Annotated in this window: 17 protein-coding genes; 4 read left to right on the top strand and 13 right to left on the bottom strand. The window is 43.6% G+C overall.

The window, feature by feature from the left end; all coding sequences use genetic code 11:
• Positions 1–15 precede the first annotated feature (15 nt).
• Genes ACESPQ_RS07535 through ACESPQ_RS07510 form a run of 6 tightly spaced genes read right to left on the bottom strand, consistent with a single transcriptional unit; the run spans position 16 to position 4,383 of the window.
• Positions 16–657 carry an aspartate/glutamate racemase family protein gene (locus ACESPQ_RS07535; RefSeq protein ID WP_257376604.1) on the bottom strand — a complete coding sequence of 214 codons (642 nt, stop codon included), beginning with the start codon at positions 655–657 and terminating at the stop codon, positions 16–18.
• 44 nt (positions 658–701) lie between these two features.
• Positions 702–1,532 (bottom strand): PTS system mannose/fructose/sorbose family transporter subunit IID, encoded by an 831-nt coding sequence (locus tag ACESPQ_RS07530; RefSeq protein ID WP_002609500.1) that lies wholly within the window; start codon positions 1,530–1,532, stop codon positions 702–704.
• Complete coding sequence (locus ACESPQ_RS07525) at positions 1,529–2,338, bottom strand: PTS sugar transporter subunit IIC (RefSeq protein WP_002609497.1); 810 nt, start codon at positions 2,336–2,338, stop codon at positions 1,529–1,531. Before ACESPQ_RS07525 ends, ACESPQ_RS07530 begins: the two co-directional genes overlap by 4 nt.
• A 15-nt stretch (positions 2,339–2,353) precedes the next feature.
• Positions 2,354–2,839 carry a PTS system mannose/fructose/N-acetylgalactosamine-transporter subunit IIB gene (locus ACESPQ_RS07520; RefSeq protein ID WP_373144195.1) on the bottom strand — a complete coding sequence of 162 codons (486 nt, stop codon included), beginning with the start codon at positions 2,837–2,839 and terminating at the stop codon, positions 2,354–2,356.
• Between the two features lie 10 nt (positions 2,840–2,849).
• Positions 2,850–3,977: a 4-hydroxybutyrate dehydrogenase gene (locus ACESPQ_RS07515; protein WP_373144194.1), complete on the bottom strand. Its 1,128-nt coding sequence runs from the start codon at positions 3,975–3,977 to the stop codon at positions 2,850–2,852.
• On the bottom strand, positions 3,961–4,383 hold the full coding sequence (locus tag ACESPQ_RS07510; protein WP_373144193.1) for a PTS sugar transporter subunit IIA: 423 nt from the start codon (positions 4,381–4,383) through the stop codon (positions 3,961–3,963). The genes ACESPQ_RS07515 and ACESPQ_RS07510 overlap by 17 nt, the downstream gene beginning before the upstream one ends.
• A 247-nt stretch (positions 4,384–4,630) precedes the next feature.
• Between ACESPQ_RS07510 and ACESPQ_RS07505 the strand changes: the two genes are divergently transcribed.
• Both ACESPQ_RS07505 and ACESPQ_RS07500 read left to right on the top strand, forming a co-directional pair.
• On the top strand, positions 4,631–5,386 hold the full coding sequence (locus ACESPQ_RS07505) for a DeoR/GlpR family DNA-binding transcription regulator (RefSeq protein ID WP_118002116.1): 756 nt from the start codon (positions 4,631–4,633) through the stop codon (positions 5,384–5,386).
• Between the two features lie 13 nt (positions 5,387–5,399).
• On the top strand, positions 5,400–6,218 hold the full coding sequence (locus ACESPQ_RS07500) for a sugar phosphate isomerase/epimerase family protein (protein ID WP_373144192.1): 819 nt from the start codon (positions 5,400–5,402) through the stop codon (positions 6,216–6,218).
• 351 nt (positions 6,219–6,569) lie between these two features.
• Here ACESPQ_RS07500 and ACESPQ_RS07495 read toward each other — a convergent pair whose 3' ends face one another.
• Positions 6,570–7,904, bottom strand: a complete 1,335-nt coding sequence (locus ACESPQ_RS07495) for an MATE family efflux transporter (protein ID WP_373144191.1) — start codon at positions 7,902–7,904, stop codon at positions 6,570–6,572.
• 63 nt (positions 7,905–7,967) lie between these two features.
• Between ACESPQ_RS07495 and ACESPQ_RS07490 the strand changes: the two genes are divergently transcribed.
• On the top strand, positions 7,968–8,762 hold the full coding sequence (locus ACESPQ_RS07490; RefSeq protein WP_002609482.1) for a MerR family transcriptional regulator: 795 nt from the start codon (positions 7,968–7,970) through the stop codon (positions 8,760–8,762).
• A gap of 63 nt (positions 8,763–8,825) precedes the next feature.
• Here ACESPQ_RS07490 and ACESPQ_RS07485 read toward each other — a convergent pair whose 3' ends face one another.
• On the bottom strand, positions 8,826–9,452 hold the full coding sequence (locus ACESPQ_RS07485; RefSeq protein WP_002609480.1) for a GNAT family N-acetyltransferase: 627 nt from the start codon (positions 9,450–9,452) through the stop codon (positions 8,826–8,828).
• A 188-nt stretch (positions 9,453–9,640) separates the two neighbouring features.
• Between ACESPQ_RS07485 and ACESPQ_RS07480 the strand changes: the two genes are divergently transcribed.
• Positions 9,641–10,447: a MerR family transcriptional regulator gene (locus ACESPQ_RS07480; RefSeq protein WP_118002114.1), complete on the top strand. Its 807-nt coding sequence runs from the start codon at positions 9,641–9,643 to the stop codon at positions 10,445–10,447.
• A gap of 300 nt (positions 10,448–10,747) precedes the next feature.
• On the opposite strand, the gene ACESPQ_RS07475 is transcribed toward ACESPQ_RS07480, so the two are convergent.
• From ACESPQ_RS07475 to ACESPQ_RS07455, 5 genes are all read right to left on the bottom strand, one after another.
• Positions 10,748–11,203 (bottom strand): hypothetical protein, encoded by a 456-nt coding sequence (locus ACESPQ_RS07475; protein WP_002609477.1) that lies wholly within the window; start codon positions 11,201–11,203, stop codon positions 10,748–10,750.
• Positions 11,204–11,544: 341 nt separating this feature from the next.
• The gene (locus tag ACESPQ_RS07470; protein ID WP_373144189.1) at positions 11,545–12,636 is read right to left on the bottom strand and encodes an ABC transporter ATP-binding protein; all 1,092 of its coding nucleotides are present in this window, start codon (positions 12,634–12,636) and stop codon (positions 11,545–11,547) included.
• A 15-nt stretch (positions 12,637–12,651) separates the two neighbouring features.
• Positions 12,652–12,822 (bottom strand): DUF6903 family protein, encoded by a 171-nt coding sequence (locus ACESPQ_RS07465; RefSeq protein ID WP_002609472.1) that lies wholly within the window; start codon positions 12,820–12,822, stop codon positions 12,652–12,654.
• Complete coding sequence (gene gnpA, locus ACESPQ_RS07460) at positions 12,822–14,993, bottom strand: 1,3-beta-galactosyl-N-acetylhexosamine phosphorylase (RefSeq protein WP_373144186.1); 2,172 nt, start codon at positions 14,991–14,993, stop codon at positions 12,822–12,824. The genes ACESPQ_RS07465 and gnpA overlap by 1 nt, the downstream gene beginning before the upstream one ends.
• A gap of 13 nt (positions 14,994–15,006) precedes the next feature.
• Positions 15,007–15,873, bottom strand: a complete 867-nt coding sequence (locus tag ACESPQ_RS07455; RefSeq protein ID WP_002609469.1) for a carbohydrate ABC transporter permease — start codon at positions 15,871–15,873, stop codon at positions 15,007–15,009.
• Between the last annotated feature and the right edge of the window lie 9 nt (positions 15,874–15,882).

Here is a 15,882-nt window from a genome sequence, read left to right as displayed (position 1 = left end):
CCTCCCTTTCCCTACTTAAATCTCCTTCAGCTGCTGCAGACCCAATGGCAGACTCGTTACTATTTTCTCTCTGCCCTGCGTGATATATTGTATCGCATTTGCCATACTTGCCTGTGCCAGTACGATCACATCATATGTGTTCAAATGCTCCTGTATCACTTCTGCGATCCTTTGGTCATGCTGTTCTCTGTCAATTTCATATAATTCAAACACGTAGGGAATCAGGATACAGGTGATGCTTTGCTCCTGTGACTTCCGTTTGCTTCGAATTAAATCGGAGGTCGGCTCCAGCGTACTTTTCACCGTTCCCAGAACGAGAATGTTATTTCCTGAGTTCACCGCTTGATCCGCCATTGGCTCATCGATTTTATATAGCGGTATATCCAGGAGCTCTCTGGCGATATCCGCTGCTTTGCCAAGAGAAGAGCAAGCCAGTAAAAGCGCGTCACTTCCATTGTTTTTCGCAATACATGCATATTGAATAAATCGTTCGATTATGGATGCACTCATCCTGCCGCTGCACTTTATATCATTTAGTAAAGAATCATCTAACACGTTTACAATATCAAATTCATCCGGATAAAGCTCCCGTATCATTGCAGGTATCGTTGTGGTTGTCGCAAGGGTGGTGTGCAGAATCGTCAATTTCTTTCGCATATAGGTTTCCTCCTTTTATCGTCATGAATATTTCATTTTGAAGTCTAAACGATATGCACCGCTGCCATTAGCAGGGAAAGAACAAAGATTCCGACCATAATCCAGTTGATGTTTACATTTTTATCAAGCAGTTTTTTACAGCCGAATGTCAGCAGGAGCGGAACAAGTCCTAAAAACAAGGTATCCAAGGAGGACTGTAATGCGACCGCTTCTCCGCCAGGAATCGGAATGGAAATCGCTGTTGTAAATTTTACAGTAGATGCTGTCATTGCACCAACCATAATCAGACCAAGTATACCGGCGCATTTTGTCAATATCTTTAAGGTACCATTCTGATACATATTTGTGATAAAGCTGGAACCGCTGATAAAGCCGACATATCCCAAAGAGAAGCGCAATGCCATCGTACAGCCGTTATAAATCAGAAAGAAGAGAATCGGTCCAAGGATAGAACCCTGCAATGCAAAGCTGATACCAATACCTGCCGCAATGACACGTACGACACTGAACAGCAGGGAATCTCCGATTCCTGCCAGCGGCCCCATAAGCGCTGCTTTGATTGCGACGATGGAGCTTGTATCAAAGTCATCTACTTCACTGTTTTCTTTTTCCATGGAAGCAACCAGTCCAGCCAGGAACGGATAGATAGCATTGGATACGTTACAAAATTGAACATGACGGTAAAGTGCTTCTTTTTTCTTTTCCGGCTGATCTTTATAATAACGGTTCAGTGCCGGCATAATCTGCCACAAAAATCCGATTGCCATCTGTCTGGCCTGCCCGCCTACCCTTGAACAATGTGCATTCAGTGAACGCCAGCAAATGGAATTGATCATTTTCTTATCTTCTCTTGATAAATTATTTGTCAGTTTCATTGTAAGAAATCCTCCAGTTCCTCATTTGAATCATTTGTGTCAGCACATGCGATTGGGTGCTGTTTCATTCTATTGATTTCAAAATCACGCATGGCTGTCGCTACCACGATGACAATACCGATGACTGCAATCGCGATGATTGGCAGCTTCATATAGATAAACATAACGAAGCCGAGCAGATAATAAATACCGATTTCCTTTGTCCAAATCATTTTCATCAGCAAAGCCAGACCAACTGCCGGAAGCAGCTGTCCGCAAACGGTAAGGCCGGTCATGACAACATCCGGAATGGAATCCACAAATGCTTCAACTGCATTGTAGCCCACATATACACCGAAGAATACGATAGCAGCAAAGAACAGATTTTTAGCCAGCCAGACGCCAAAGTTCAAGTAGATGAGAAGCCCTCTTTCATTTCCCTCGAGTGCCCATTTATCCATTAAGGTTGTGAATACGGTCAGGAAAATATTATTTACAAACATGGTTACAAATCCCATCAGAATCCCGATAGGTACAGCAATCGTCAAGGCTGCCTGCGGATCCAGTGTAGCATTAGTTGCGAAGGCTACCGCAAATACGGTTGCCGCAGAATGGTCCGCTGATATCTGTCCACCGATATTGACAGACCCCATAAATACAGCCTCCAGTGTTGCCCCGATAATCAGCCCCTGTTGCAAATCCCCAAGCAAGAGTCCTGTAACCGCCCCGATAAAGATTGGTCTGTCTGACATGCTTTGACCAAACATCCAGTTTCCGGCATAACAGATGAAATAGGACAATGCAGATAATAAAGCGACGTTTAACATATTCAATTCCCTCCTTTAATTGTTTTCCAGCAGCTTTTTCACACTGATTTTAGGATTTGTCGGTATAACCCAGTGAATGGTTTCCATATCAAGCTTGGCGATTTCTTTCAATGCTTCCAATTCCTTTGGTGTACAGCCGACATCCGTATTCAGCTGCTTCTTTTCCGATGCTGCTTCAAAGCGCCCGACATTCGCTACATTTATCGATTCCACCTTGCAATTGGTAGCGATTTTCAAAGCATCCTGAATACTATTGGTTAAGACAAACATCTTAACAGTCTCAGATTTGGGATTATTAAACACCTTGATGGCATCATCAACACTGCGAATCAAAACCTTCACGCCATTTGGAGTTGCCATTTTCAATGTCATCTGCTGTACCTCGTTTTTTGCCGCCTGATCATTTGCCACTACCAGATGATTGGTAGCGAAATGCTTTGACCATACGACTGCTATCTGCCCATGAATCAAACGATCATCTACTCGAATTTGAATTATCATACGTTCCTCCTTAGATGCAGCTTTTATAAATCGCTGCTAAATCATTGCTGTTTAATACGCAGGGTGAATTGACAAGCAGCCGCTGTTGCTTTTCATACACGCTGACTGCCCATGTGTCACAAATCCCCTCATCGATCCCCAATGCTTTGAAATCCGGACATGGATAGATTTCAGATAACAACTTTTGTAGTCCTGAAACAGAAGAAATATCTGCTGGCAGATCCTTTAAAGCATTTTCAAGCTTGTATAATGGTATATTCTTTTTTTGATAGTATTGCAGAGTCTGTGCAAATACGGCATAGACTGCTTCTCCATGGGCAAGCTGATAGTTCGCACCCAAAGGAAAGGACAGTGCATGCATGGTGGCACATCCCGCTATACTGAAAGCGACTCCCGCCATATTGGCACAAATCAGACTTTTCTGCATATCCTGAGGGAGCTTCTTTGTTTTTCGTGTCTCCTGCAGATTTTCCACAATACCTGAAATCGCACTTTTAGCATACATATCTGTATAGGGGTTTGCCTTGGGTGAAAGCAAAGCCTCAATCGCATGTGCCAATGCATCGATGGATGTGAGTGCAAATGTCTTATACGGCAGCGAGGTCAGCAGTTCTCCAATCAGAATCGCTTTATCCGGGAACAGTGCATCCATCTGCAGACCAAGCTTACTGTGCAGGGAAGGAAATTCCACAACGGAAACATTGGTTACCTCACTTCCGGTTCCACAGGTTGTCGGCAAAGCAATCAGCTCCCGCGTTTTACGTACTTCTCTTTTATCGCTGTACAATTCCTGTACGGATCGGCCATCACCGAATACACAAAGCTTTGAAACATCAATCACAGTACCGCCGCCGATTGCGATTATACGCTTGTATGGATACGCATTTGCTACTTTTAATATGTCATCCACCCATTCCTCTTTGGGCTCCTTCGTACCGTATGCATCCATATTCAGAAGAACAGCCTTTCCCAATGCATTTGTCTCTTTGATTTTTTTCATCTGGGAATTACTCGTGATTACCAAATCAGTTTCCTGCAGCTTTAAGTTCTTCAAACAGACGTTCAGATCAGCTTCCTGATAGATTTCCCCTTTCATACGAAATAGCAGATGCAGCTTTGTCTCATGCGAAGAATTCATCCTCATCACCTTCCTTTGTCTCGCATGAGGACATCTTCACAAGCTGTAACTGACATTCCTTCAGCATGCTTTCCATCCGTTCAGCAGTTAAACAATCATCGGTCATAGCCGCTGATAAAACAATCGGCAGATTCATACCGGTAACAATCGGAATATCCTTTCCGCTTTCCATTACCATTGCACTAACCTGCTGATTCACACTTCCTCCATAGATATCCGTGAATATGATCGCTTCCCCCACTTCTGCAGAATCCACAAACCTCTGGAGCTGTTGCAGATAATCACTGGAAGTGTCTACATAAGCATCTACCGCAGCAATCATTTCTGATTGTCCCAGGAAAAACTCCAAGGTATCCTTTAATCCGGAAGCTAATCTGCCATGCGACGTTAATAAAATCCTTTTCATTTCATCACCTCTCGTCCACTTTATACATCTATATAACCACAACTTAACAACAATTTCAACATATTTTTAGTATTTTATTGTTATTTTTGTTATTTTTTATTTTCATATTTTGGATAAATTGGTGATATGAAGTTTAAATTTGGTTATTTTATAGGTAAATTGTTGTTATTTTCATATCAGTTTGATATAATATACTCAGCAAATGCATAAATTTATATCATTTATAAGCTGGAGGGAAGGATTGCATATGATAAACAACCAAAGAAAAAAAGAGATTATAGAGTATTTAAGTGATACAGATTACCGAACATTAAAGGATATAGCCGATAAATTTGCTATATCGATGAATACTGCACGAAGAGATATCAATGAATTAGCAGAAGAAAACCTGGTTAAGAAATTTTATGGCGGCGTCAGCCTGGCTAGGAAAAAGGACAGCACCTTTCAAAGCAGAATCGCCTCACATATCGAGGAAAAGCAAAGAATTGCGAAATACGCTGCAGCACTGGTGAATGATAATGACCTGCTGTATATTGATTCAGGATCCACCACTTCCTTGTTAACAGACTATCTGCACAGGGATTTTCATTTAACAATCGTTACAAATAACATCTATGTTATTACAAAGGTGATCGAGGTCGTGAACTGGGACTTGATTGTTGTAGGATCAAGATTGAAGCATTCTTCCTGTTCCCTCATAAACGTGTATGACTGGGATTATCTGAATTCTTTAAATGTAAATAAAGCTTTTCTGGCCACAACCGGATTAACCATACAGGGTGGTGCTACAAATCCGGATAATGCGGAAACAATTATTAAAACAAGCATGATGAAAAGAAGTCAGGAGAATTTTCTACTGACCGATTCATCCAAATTTGATCGAACTTCCTTAAGAACCTTCGCCAATATCGAGGACTTCGATAAAATTATCACATCCGGATCTGTACCAAAGCATTTTGTAGAATACTGCGCAGCTGGCAGCACACAGCTCATCATTGCATAAGGAGGAGCACCGTATGAACATAGGCTGCTGTATTGCCACAAAGGACATACCCCTGGCAAAGGAATTCGGATACGATTATGTTGAATTATCCGCAAAAGAAATTATGAAAATGGATACGGAGCTATGGAAACTAAAACGTAAGGAAATTTTGCATCCGGGTATTCCGGTATTGGGCTTCAGTGCTTTTGCAGATGAGCAGATGCCTTTGATTGGCCCATCCGCACAGGAGGAGGTCTGGAGTGCTTATTTGGATATATTATTGGAAAGAGCCTCACAGCTTCATATAAAAAACATCGGTATCGGCGCCCCAAAAGCCAGAATGATACCATCGGAGTATGATTATGGGCTTGCAACACGGGAAATGGAATATTTTCTATATACGGCGGCTAGGAAAGCAAGCTCCTATGATATCACGATATTGTATGAAGCGCTGCATCTGAAAGAATGTAATTTTGGTAATCATACGCAGGAGTGCTATCAAACTGTAAAGCATATCCATTCACCAAATCTGAAGCTGGTATATGATGTATATCATGCGATAAACACCGGTGAACAGTATGCAGACAGCCGCATGTGCTTTGATGAGATAAGACACGTTCATATCAATTCTTGGGATCAAGGACTGCAACGATATTTCTTATTTGAAAAGGATTTACCCTATGTAAAAGATCTCTGTGTATTTCTGCAATCCGTGGGATATGATAACACGATTTCCGTGGAAGCCTTTGATGCGGATTTCCCAGAAACAGGGGCTGCCTCGGTATCTATTATAAGGGAGGCGTTATACGAGGCAGAAATCAAACATCCATTATCCCGTACACCTTCTCTTTGATAGAGCTCACCTTTTTCTAGGTTCCTAAATTTTTTTTCATTCTCTGATGAAATATGAATACCGTATGCGTCAATTTCTACGAAGAGTCAAGCACAGCAAGAAATGTATACTTATAAGGTGGTAAAGCGATCAGAGGATATTGTGTCTGTGCACTGCTGTAAAACGAAGAAAGAAAAAGAATGATTTACATAGCAATTCAGATATATATAAAAAAAGGGTATTCCGCTCTATTGTCAATCGGCTGGAATACCCTTTTTTGCTCATAACTGGTAGGAAGCTGTTTTTTTAGAATATTGCAGGGTTAACTGCGAATAGCCTGTGCGAAGGCTATTTCTGACTTTCAAATCCTTCCTATATCTGTTGCAGTGCCTGTTCCTCATGTATCTGTGCCTTTTTCTGGCTGCGCAGCATACACCATATACTGACCACCAGTGTACTGCTTTCACATACAAGCGTTGCATACCAGATTCCTTCACCCTGAAACAGCTCTCCCATAATCCATATAGATGCCGCGATCAGCACAAAGCCGCGCAGCAGCGATATGGCAAAGGAATAGCCGCTTTTCTCCACAGCCGCAAAATAACCGCTGCATACGATATTGTAGCCAATTACCAGATAGCACAGAGAATAAATTCGAAAGGCATGAACGGTATAGGTGAACAACTCGGCTCGTGATGCATCAATAAAAATCGAAACAAGAGCCGGTGTCATAAACAGACAGATTGCCAGCGCCAGCATTGACATCGCAAACGTGGAGTACAGGGCATAGCGCAGGAATAAACGGCAGGTGTTTTCCTCCCGGCGCCCTCGGTAAAAGCTGACCAGTGGCTGCATCCCCTGTGATATTCCCGTAAAGGTCATCATGACAATATTGTAGATATACGTGATAACGGTATAGGTCACCACTCCGTTATCTCCGATATGCTTTAAAATTGCATGATTGAACAGAAAAATAATCGTACCGGCAGACAGCTCGGTAATAAAATCCGCAGTTCCGATGGGGACAATACGCTTGTAAACCGATAAGTCCATCGTTGTTTTACACCAGTGAATCGTCCCTCTTTTCCCAAGAAAATGAATGGTAAACACGGTAAATGTCAAAACCTGGGACAGACCGGTCGCAATCGCCGCTCCCCGAATCCCCATCCCCACATGCACGACCAGCACATAGTCCATGACGATATTCATCACCGCACCAACCGATACAGCCGCAGTTGCCAGCTTTGGGAATCCATCCGTTTTGACAAGCACCTCCATGGAATAAGATACGATAAAGAAAAACGTAAACCAGATCAGCACGCCAAGATAATCATGCACATAGGGCAATGTTACTTCACTGGCTCCCAGAAACAGGGCAAGTTCATTTTGAAATACCAGCGCCAGCAAAGTGATGATCAAGGCACAGACGGTCAGAAAAATCGTGTTCCTCGTGAATGTTTCATTTGCGCTTTTCATATTGTTTTCTCCACGGAAGATGGCTACAACCGTACTCGTTCCAACAGAGAAGAGAATGGAAAATGCAAAGATGAAATTGACATACGGCATGGAGATATTCACTGCGGAAAGTGCATGCTCGCCAACAAAACGGGCTACGTAAATACCGTCCACCATCGTATACAGATTGAAGACCAGCATGGATACCACGCTGGGAATTACAAATTTAAAAAACTGCTTTTTATGATTCATATTATAACCTCACTTGCATAGATATCATAAACCCTGGTATAATACCAGAGTCAAGAGGTAAATATGAAAACATACTATAAAATCAATGAAATTTCAAAATTATACAACATCGGACAGGATTCCCTGCGTTATTATGAAGAGCTCGGTATTCTTCATCCCATGCGGGACAAAAACAACTACCGCCAGTATACCACCAGTGATATTCATCGTCTGAATGTAATTCGCGATCTTCGTAATCTGGGGTTTTCCATGAAAAGTATTCAGGACTATCTGGAGAACCGAACCATCGCCAACAGTCTTTCCTTCATGGAGGAAGAGGAGCGCATCATCAATCAGAAGATTCAGGAGCTTTATCAGCTAAAGGTTGATATTCTGCATCGCAAGGCGTCTTTAAAAGCGTGTCAGCAGCTGCAGATGGAGGTGATAGAGCTGATGCGCCTGCCTCAGCGCAAATGTGTAGCCTTAAAAACAGATACTGTTCATGATGATGTGGAATATCAGCTGATGAAGCTGTCAAAGGAATACGAAAAAAACATTTATACGATTGCGAATTTTAATACCGGCTTCTTTCTGGATGTATCCGATCGTGAACATATTCACGCTTCCTCTGTTTTCATTGCGGGGGAATCCCTGCAGGACTGGGAATTCACACTGCCTGCCGGAACCTATTTGAATCTATATTATCAGGGTGCACGCGATAAAGCGCATGAGCATTTAAAAAGGATGCTGAAATACTGTGATGAAAACGGATATGCCATTGGACGCCATATTATGGAATTCTTTGTTATTGATACGCATGAGACCCGTGTGCAGGAGGAATACATCACGCAGCTGCAAATCGAATTGGAGAATATATAGATTATTGTTATAAAACCGTACAGGGCACACAGCTTTGTACGGCTTTTCTTATCTTCTTTTCCTTTAGCAGGTGACGTCATACAGGAAGAACTTCATCAGTGCCTGTTGTCCGGCCAGCTTCACAACCATCTCTGTTTCTCCTCTTCGCTGCATTCCACGGTGCTCATAAAAGCCGTAATTACAGCTAATGTCTGTGTAAAGATAAAAGCTTTGAATATTCTCCTGACGCATATAAGTAAGCGCAGCTGCATAGAGCTGTTTGCCGATTCCCAGACCACGCACAGCTTCATCCAGGACGAAGAATGACAATTCTCCTCCATAGGTTTGCCCGCTACCGTCTAACAGCTCCTGATCAACATTACGAATCTTACCGTAAAAGGAACAGATTTCTCTGCCTTCTCTTTTTATAAGCAAACGCACGATAGCAAGAAGGCTTTGCAGCTTTAGGGAAAACGGACAGCGGTGCTTCTGTATATGTTTTGCCATAATGATACCACAGGGCTTTCCGTCAACGATTGCCACGGCAGTGAAGGTTTGATTGGCAAGACAGGAGTACAAATATACATGTGCGAGTCTGGCTGCTGTATCAGAAGAACAGAATGCATCATATTTCCAGGTTTTGCGTATCACATCCTCCAGAGCAGGTGCATCCTCCTTGTAAAATCTACGAATAACGACCGTTTTGTTCATGATGTTCACTTCTCCTTTATTCTTCATTCTATCAGGTGTATAATCATCTTAAAGTATCCAGTAACTGTAAAGTCAAGAAGAAACATGCCGATTTCCCTAATATTGGGACGGCCAGTATCCCCTTTTTATCGCTAAAACTATTTCCGGATTCAATTCTGTTACATATCGGATACTGAAGGAGGAATTGTATGAAGCTGCCGCCATGGAAAATGACAACTGCACAATTTGCGAAGCTGCATGGTCTGAACAAACGGACACTGCATTACTATGATGAGATAGGATTGTTTTCACCTGCCTTCAAAGGTGAGAACGGATATCGCTATTACGATTACCGACAAAGCATGGAGTTTGAATATATCCGCATGCTGAAAGACCTCCATATGAGTATTGAAGAAATCAAGGAATATGAAAGTAACCCAAGCAGTGCCGGCTTTTTGAAAATTGCCGATACCAAGCTTACCGAAATTGAAAAGGAAATTCAAAGGCTGCAAATGACTGCGGATTCCTTACAGAGAAGAAAGGAACAGCTGCTCCTTTGTGAAAGCGTAGAGAATCTTGAAATCCGTTTAGAGAAACAAAATGAATGTACAGTATCAACGATTCCCTATCCTGATGGCGATGCCTCCATTGCCGTTTTGTTTCATCATATGATGAATGCCTTCGGCGCACAGCAGCTGCGTGATTTGAATATGGGCTGTTTTCTATCCCTTGATAAGGTGCAAAATAGAAACCTGGACAGCTATGACGGTTTGTTCACCACAGCAATTCTTCCGGATACGGATACTATGGTTATTCCAGAGGGAGCCTATTTATGCGGATATGCAAAAGGTGACTGGCAGCAAATCCCGCAGCTGTATGAGGCTATGTGTACCTATGCAGAACAGCATGAAATCATGCTGTCGGGTCCTGCATGGGAAATCGGTCTAAATGAATTTGCGATTTCCTCAATGGATGCTTATGTGACAAAAATCATGATGAAAGCAGACAATGCTTGACTTTCCACCTACTGTACACTATACACTGAATAGGAAAAGGAAGTGTCGAATGAATTTGTCGAGATACTCCTTCTAGCATTATGATCAATCTTTTACGGTGTTCTTGTCATATTGTTTCTGCTGCTATGCTTCCGAGTGAAAAAGTAGTTCTTTCCTATGAATGAGGATAACTGAAACAGCTGTTTTTTTACTATGTCGAATACTGGATATCTCATCCGATTTAGCGCAGTTTCATCGCTATACAAATTATGAAGTTATCACAAAGAAAAACAGCAGTCATGTACCGGCTGCTGTTTTCATTCATTTACGTATCATAGGGGCTCTGTTGCCCTTTATCGTATAAGGAAGCTTAGCAACTGCTTCCAGTGTTTCCTGCATACAGCTGCGTATATCCTCGCAAGCATAGCCCTGCTCTTCACATTCCGAAAGGAACTCTTCTATGACTTCCTCATAACGGTTTTTATGCTCAGTGTTGCGTTTTTTCCAGTTGATTCCGGCAAAGGCAGGTAGAATATTCCAGTTTACAGAAAGAATTCCCAGCTTCATCCATACTGCCAGAATAGGATAGCCTGGATAATGCTGCCAAACGGTCGCATTGTCATTGCTTGAAACCTCATCATCATGAAATCTGACAGTATACGTCTTTGCATAATCGCTGCTGTCAACAAGCGCCTCCTGCTCCTTCACTACAATACGGTCATCTGCCAATGCACTGTATGCCTCATATACCTTTGCTATCGGGGGTAGCTTTTCCACATCATCACCTTCTTTCTATTAGAATACCACGATATATACTGCCTATAAAGTAGTTTTCCACTTTTCCACATTGTTTTCCACATTTGGTGGAAAACTAAAAAAAAGACCGATACCTGTGATGAAATACCGGTCTTGCAGCGATTTCCTTTCCATAAGGAAAGAAAGCATCTTTCTTTCCTATTCTTTATACATTCCCATACACCGCCATACCATACGATATCCGGCTGCCAGATACTGCATGATATGGAGGCTTCACCGTACAACGTATCTGAAAGAGGAGGGACGATTGCACTGAACGGCGTCTATGTGGAATGCCTGCACCCCGTAAGGGATGAAAGAACCTAAATAATTGTTTCTTCTGTTTCCTTATCGAAGAAATGAACCTTGCTAAGATCCATAGCCAGCTCGATATCCTCATGCGGTCTTGCTTCAATGCGGGCCGCTACCTTTGCCTCCAGACGCTGTTTTCCAAAGCGTCCGTGCAGGATAAACTCATGACCGAGCAGTTCACTGACCTCAACATCGAACATGAAATGTGAGGTAGGATAGGTATCCGCAACAATGCCTTCACCATGCAGATCCTCCGGACGGATACCCATGACAACCTCTTTGCCGTCATACGGCTTCATAGCCTCGTGGAACATATCCGGCATTTCGATGCGCTGATCGTTACAGATAAACGCATTTCCCTGATAGGTTCCCTGCAGGAAGTTGGTCGCAGGTGCCCCCAGGAATCCTGCAACAAACATATTCTTCGGATTGTTGTAAATTTCCTTTGGTGTACCGATCTGCTGGATATAACCGGCCTTCATCACAACAATGCGATCCGCCATGGTCATCGCCTCTGTCTGATCATGGGTTACATAAATCGTTGTCGCATTGATGCGCTCATGCAGCTTGATGATTTCACTTCTCATCTGTACACGCAGCTTCGCATCCAGATTGGACAATGGTTCATCCATTAGGAATACCTTTGCATTGCGGACGATGGCACGCCCCAGCGCAACACGCTGACGCTGACCGCCGGATAATGCTTTCGGCTTACGATCCAGATAGTCTTCAATTTCCAGTATACGGGCAGCTTCCCGTACACGCTTGTCGATTTCTTCCTTCGACGTCTTTTTCAGCTTCAGACCAAACGCCATATTATCATAAACACTCATATGCGGATACAATGCGTAGGACTGGAAGACCATGGCAATGTCACGATCCTTTGGTTCTACATCATTCATCAGCTTGCCATCGATATAAAATTCCCCGGCGGAGATATCCTCCAGTCCTGCAATCATACGCAGAGTTGTTGATTTTCCACATCCGGACGGACCTACGAATACAATGAACTCCTTATCCTTGATTTCCAGATTGAAATCAAAAACGGCCTGTACATTATTATCATAGATCTTATCTATATGTCTTAATGATAAATCTGCCATTTTACTTCCTCCTTCTTATTTGTACTTTCGATTGTATACATACAGCTCTGCGAGCAGTCCGGCCAGTCCGGCAATCTCCAATCCCAGATTTCCCAAACCAACGGTTTTCTGTCCGATGACGATCATGCCAAGGAACACAAAGAACAGAACTGCCATGATAATATTCTTCACAATATTGGTTTCCATTATTTCATCACCATCCATCGTATTTCCCCAGGCTGCAGTGTGACATGTTTGCAGTTACCTTCTCCGTCATACACACCACTTTCCTGGATTTCATTTGTATTATTCAAAATCGCATACTGCTTTGACTGCGGATATGCGTGAACCTCACAATACAGGTTGTCCGCATACCATTTCTTGAAGGCTTCCTCCTTGCATGCCGCATAATAGAGGGCACGCAGCAGGATTCTCGTATTCTGGGTGCTGTATGGAAGTCCTGCAATATATACACAGCGTCCTTTTCCATACGCATGGGCTGCCATGTTCACTTCGCCATCGTTATATGCGATGATTTCCGTATCCTCATACAGCGCATAGATATTCTTCATTCCTTCACCGAAATCCAGCGGCTCCACAACATCCTCTGTTATGAAGTGACTGTCTGCCGGTGTATGGAAATATTTGTCCGTATGCAGCGTGAAGCCAAGCTCCTTATCCACACCGAACGCATCTGCCAGCTGGAAGAAACGTCCGCCATGCTCACAGGCTGTCGGCTCTCCGATTCCTACAAGTCCATGTCCGCTGTACACCCATGCACGCAGCATGCTCACCAGCTTCTCATTTTTCCATATATCACCCCCGGAGAATGCCGTATGCGCATCTCCGGCATTGATGATAACATCAATATCCGCAGGAATACCATTTTCCAGCAGCTCATCAAAGCTGATAAAGACAACATCCACACTGGCTCCACTCAAGGATTCCAGCATCCCGTTATAGGAGTAAATCTGTTTGCAGTACAAACCATGCGCCACCATATAGGCATGCCAGCTGCGTAAGGCTCCCCAGTGATTGAGTATGGCCACCTTCAGCCCGCAGTATGGTGTCTGATCATGTACGATATCGTAAATCTGACGGAATTCCTCACATACCTTTTCAATATATTCTACGAATTTCGGGAACTTATAGGCAAGGCTTGGATATCCGCCATAACCGATACGGTCAATCGGCTTGCGCATGATGGCGCGTCTGGCACTCAGCCAGTTATCCACCGCTTCAATTACCGGATCATTTCCTTCATGAAAGGTATCCGGAAAGAAATACGGAAGGAATCGCCCTTCATGATATTTCACACCGGGAATATCGGAAATCAGACGAAGGGTTGCACCGCCGCCGACACTTCCGACCACAGCATCCAGTCCGATGGAAGAAAAGTATTTACCATACGGCTCGGTACCGATCCAGTTATCACCGAGAAACATCATTGCTTCCTTACCCGCTTCATGTACCAGATCCACCAGCTCTTTAGCCTTACCGCTTACAAAGCGCTGTGTAAAATCAATATACTCCTGATATTCCTTTGTCGGAACACAGAACGTGGAATTATAATAGCCGTTTTGTATAAAAACCTCCGGGCGCAGGCGATAGCCCTTTTCCTGTTCAAATGCCAATATTGCTTCCGTGGATACGCTGGCACCATAGCCGCACCAGTCCACAAATTTTTCCTTCGCATAGTTATTGAAAATCAGCGTAAAATGATAGAAGAACGTTGTAAAGCGCACAATATCACAGCGCTTATTCTCTTCCTCCTGCAGCCAGTGTTTCAAATATTCCACAACATAGCCGCTGCTGAACGGCTTGCGTACATCAAACGGTATTTCATGAGGCTTGTCACCCCAGTCATTGGTGATATGATTGTACATCTGTGTCGGATCCCAGAGAATATAGGCAAGAAAGCTGACCGTATATTCATGGAACGGCTGTGCATGATGCACGATAACCGTATGCTGCTTTTGATCCAGCTCCCAGTCATCTGCGGAAATCACAGTCCCACTGGTACGGTCAATAACCTCCCACCATTGCTTGGGATCATGGTCGTAATCCGGTGTGACCTGCTGATCGAAGTAGTCTTTGGCAAATGCAATACAGACATCATCTTCGGTTGCCAGTGTATGCGCACTCATCAGATAAATCTGCTGGCATTCCTCCATGTGCTGTTCAGCGAATTCATTATGCCCTCTGGCTACGAAATATGTGGTATATATCTTCGCATCCAGATTCCGGATTCCTTCATCTAGCTTTGTGCCGTCGCTGTCACGGATTGCATCCGCACCCCAGCGCTCCAGCAAATCCTTTGTTTCTTCCAGAAAATCGCTTTCTCCTGGCAATGTAACTCTGCCGAATGTTTTTTTCATAGTCGTGTTGCTCCTAATCTTTCAGACCTCCAAGGCTCATGCCCTGGGTCAGTTTCTTCTGTACACAGATATACAGAATCAAAGTTGGTACCATAACGATAACAAGACCGGCATACATGACACCGTAATTCGCCTGCGAGCGCTGATCCGCCATCAGAAATTTCAATCCGACAGCCAGCGTTGCATTGTCCTTATCCATCAAGGTAAACGCCATGATATACTCATTCCAGAACGCAAGGAACTGGAACAGAATAACGGTAATGATACTTGGTCTGGCCATTGGAATCATGATTTTCGTCATTGTCTTGAAATAACCGCAGCCGTCAATCAGTGCTGCTTCCTCATACGCCTTCGGCAGCGTCTTGAAGTAGCCGCTCAGCAGATAAATCGTGAACGGAAGACTGGTCGCTGCATTCACCAGTGCCAGCATGACCTTATTATTCAGGAACACCTCCACACCGAGCAGTTGATCCGCCTGAAACAGCATCAGATAAATCGGCAGCACAATATAGTTTACATTGACAAACAGGCCTGCCATAAACAGGGCATTGAAGAATTTCTTGCCCTTGAACGGATATCTTGCCAGAACATAGGATGCAGGCAGTGCCAGCACCAGCAGGAAAATCAGACCGAGCACGGTGACAAATACGGAATTGATGAAATACTCTCCCATGCGGGCCTTTTCCATCGCATCAACGAAGTTACTCCAGAGAAACTGCGTCGGCATGGACCATGGATCGCCAACCAGATCCAGCTGTGATTTCACACTGGACAGAAATACCCAGGCAACCGGAACGATGATGCTGATGGCGAATACAATCATCGCCACGTAGACGAATATCTTATACCAGGCATGAGAGGACATTTTTTTCTTATTCATAGCTCACAC

The organism is Clostridium sp. HGF2 (assembly GCF_964240115.1).
GTDB lineage: Bacteria > Bacillota_I > Bacilli_A > Erysipelotrichales > Erysipelotrichaceae > Clostridium_AQ > Clostridium_AQ innocuum.
The sequence above is the reverse complement of the archived record's forward strand: the minus strand, read 5'-3'. Positions and strand labels throughout refer to the sequence as shown.

Excerpts from the sequence above, each read along its gene's own strand:
- ACESPQ_RS07535 (WP_257376604.1), bottom strand. The coding sequence starts at position 657 with ATGCGAAAGAAATTGACGATTCTGCACACCACCCTTGCGACAACCACA.
- ACESPQ_RS07530 (WP_002609500.1), bottom strand. The coding sequence starts at position 1,532 with ATGAAACTGACAAATAATTTATCAAGAGAAGATAAGAAAATGATCAAT.
- ACESPQ_RS07525 (WP_002609497.1), bottom strand. The coding sequence starts at position 2,338 with ATGTTAAACGTCGCTTTATTATCTGCATTGTCCTATTTCATCTGTTAT.
- ACESPQ_RS07520 (WP_373144195.1), bottom strand. The coding sequence starts at position 2,839 with ATGATAATTCAAATTCGAGTAGATGATCGTTTGATTCATGGGCAGATA.
- ACESPQ_RS07515 (WP_373144194.1), bottom strand. The coding sequence starts at position 3,977 with ATGAATTCTTCGCATGAGACAAAGCTGCATCTGCTATTTCGTATGAAA.
- ACESPQ_RS07510 (WP_373144193.1), bottom strand. The coding sequence starts at position 4,383 with ATGAAAAGGATTTTATTAACGTCGCATGGCAGATTAGCTTCCGGATTA.
- ACESPQ_RS07505 (WP_118002116.1), top strand. The coding sequence starts at position 4,631 with ATGATAAACAACCAAAGAAAAAAAGAGATTATAGAGTATTTAAGTGAT.
- ACESPQ_RS07500 (WP_373144192.1), top strand. The coding sequence starts at position 5,400 with ATGAACATAGGCTGCTGTATTGCCACAAAGGACATACCCCTGGCAAAG.
- ACESPQ_RS07495 (WP_373144191.1), bottom strand. The coding sequence starts at position 7,904 with ATGAATCATAAAAAGCAGTTTTTTAAATTTGTAATTCCCAGCGTGGTA.
- ACESPQ_RS07490 (WP_002609482.1), top strand. The coding sequence starts at position 7,968 with ATGAAAACATACTATAAAATCAATGAAATTTCAAAATTATACAACATC.
- ACESPQ_RS07485 (WP_002609480.1), bottom strand. The coding sequence starts at position 9,452 with ATGAACAAAACGGTCGTTATTCGTAGATTTTACAAGGAGGATGCACCT.
- ACESPQ_RS07480 (WP_118002114.1), top strand. The coding sequence starts at position 9,641 with ATGAAGCTGCCGCCATGGAAAATGACAACTGCACAATTTGCGAAGCTG.
- ACESPQ_RS07470 (WP_373144189.1), bottom strand. The coding sequence starts at position 12,636 with ATGGCAGATTTATCATTAAGACATATAGATAAGATCTATGATAATAAT.
- ACESPQ_RS07465 (WP_002609472.1), bottom strand. The coding sequence starts at position 12,822 with ATGGAAACCAATATTGTGAAGAATATTATCATGGCAGTTCTGTTCTTT.
- gnpA (WP_373144186.1), bottom strand. The coding sequence starts at position 14,993 with ATGAAAAAAACATTCGGCAGAGTTACATTGCCAGGAGAAAGCGATTTT.
- ACESPQ_RS07455 (WP_002609469.1), bottom strand. The coding sequence starts at position 15,873 with ATGAATAAGAAAAAAATGTCCTCTCATGCCTGGTATAAGATATTCGTC.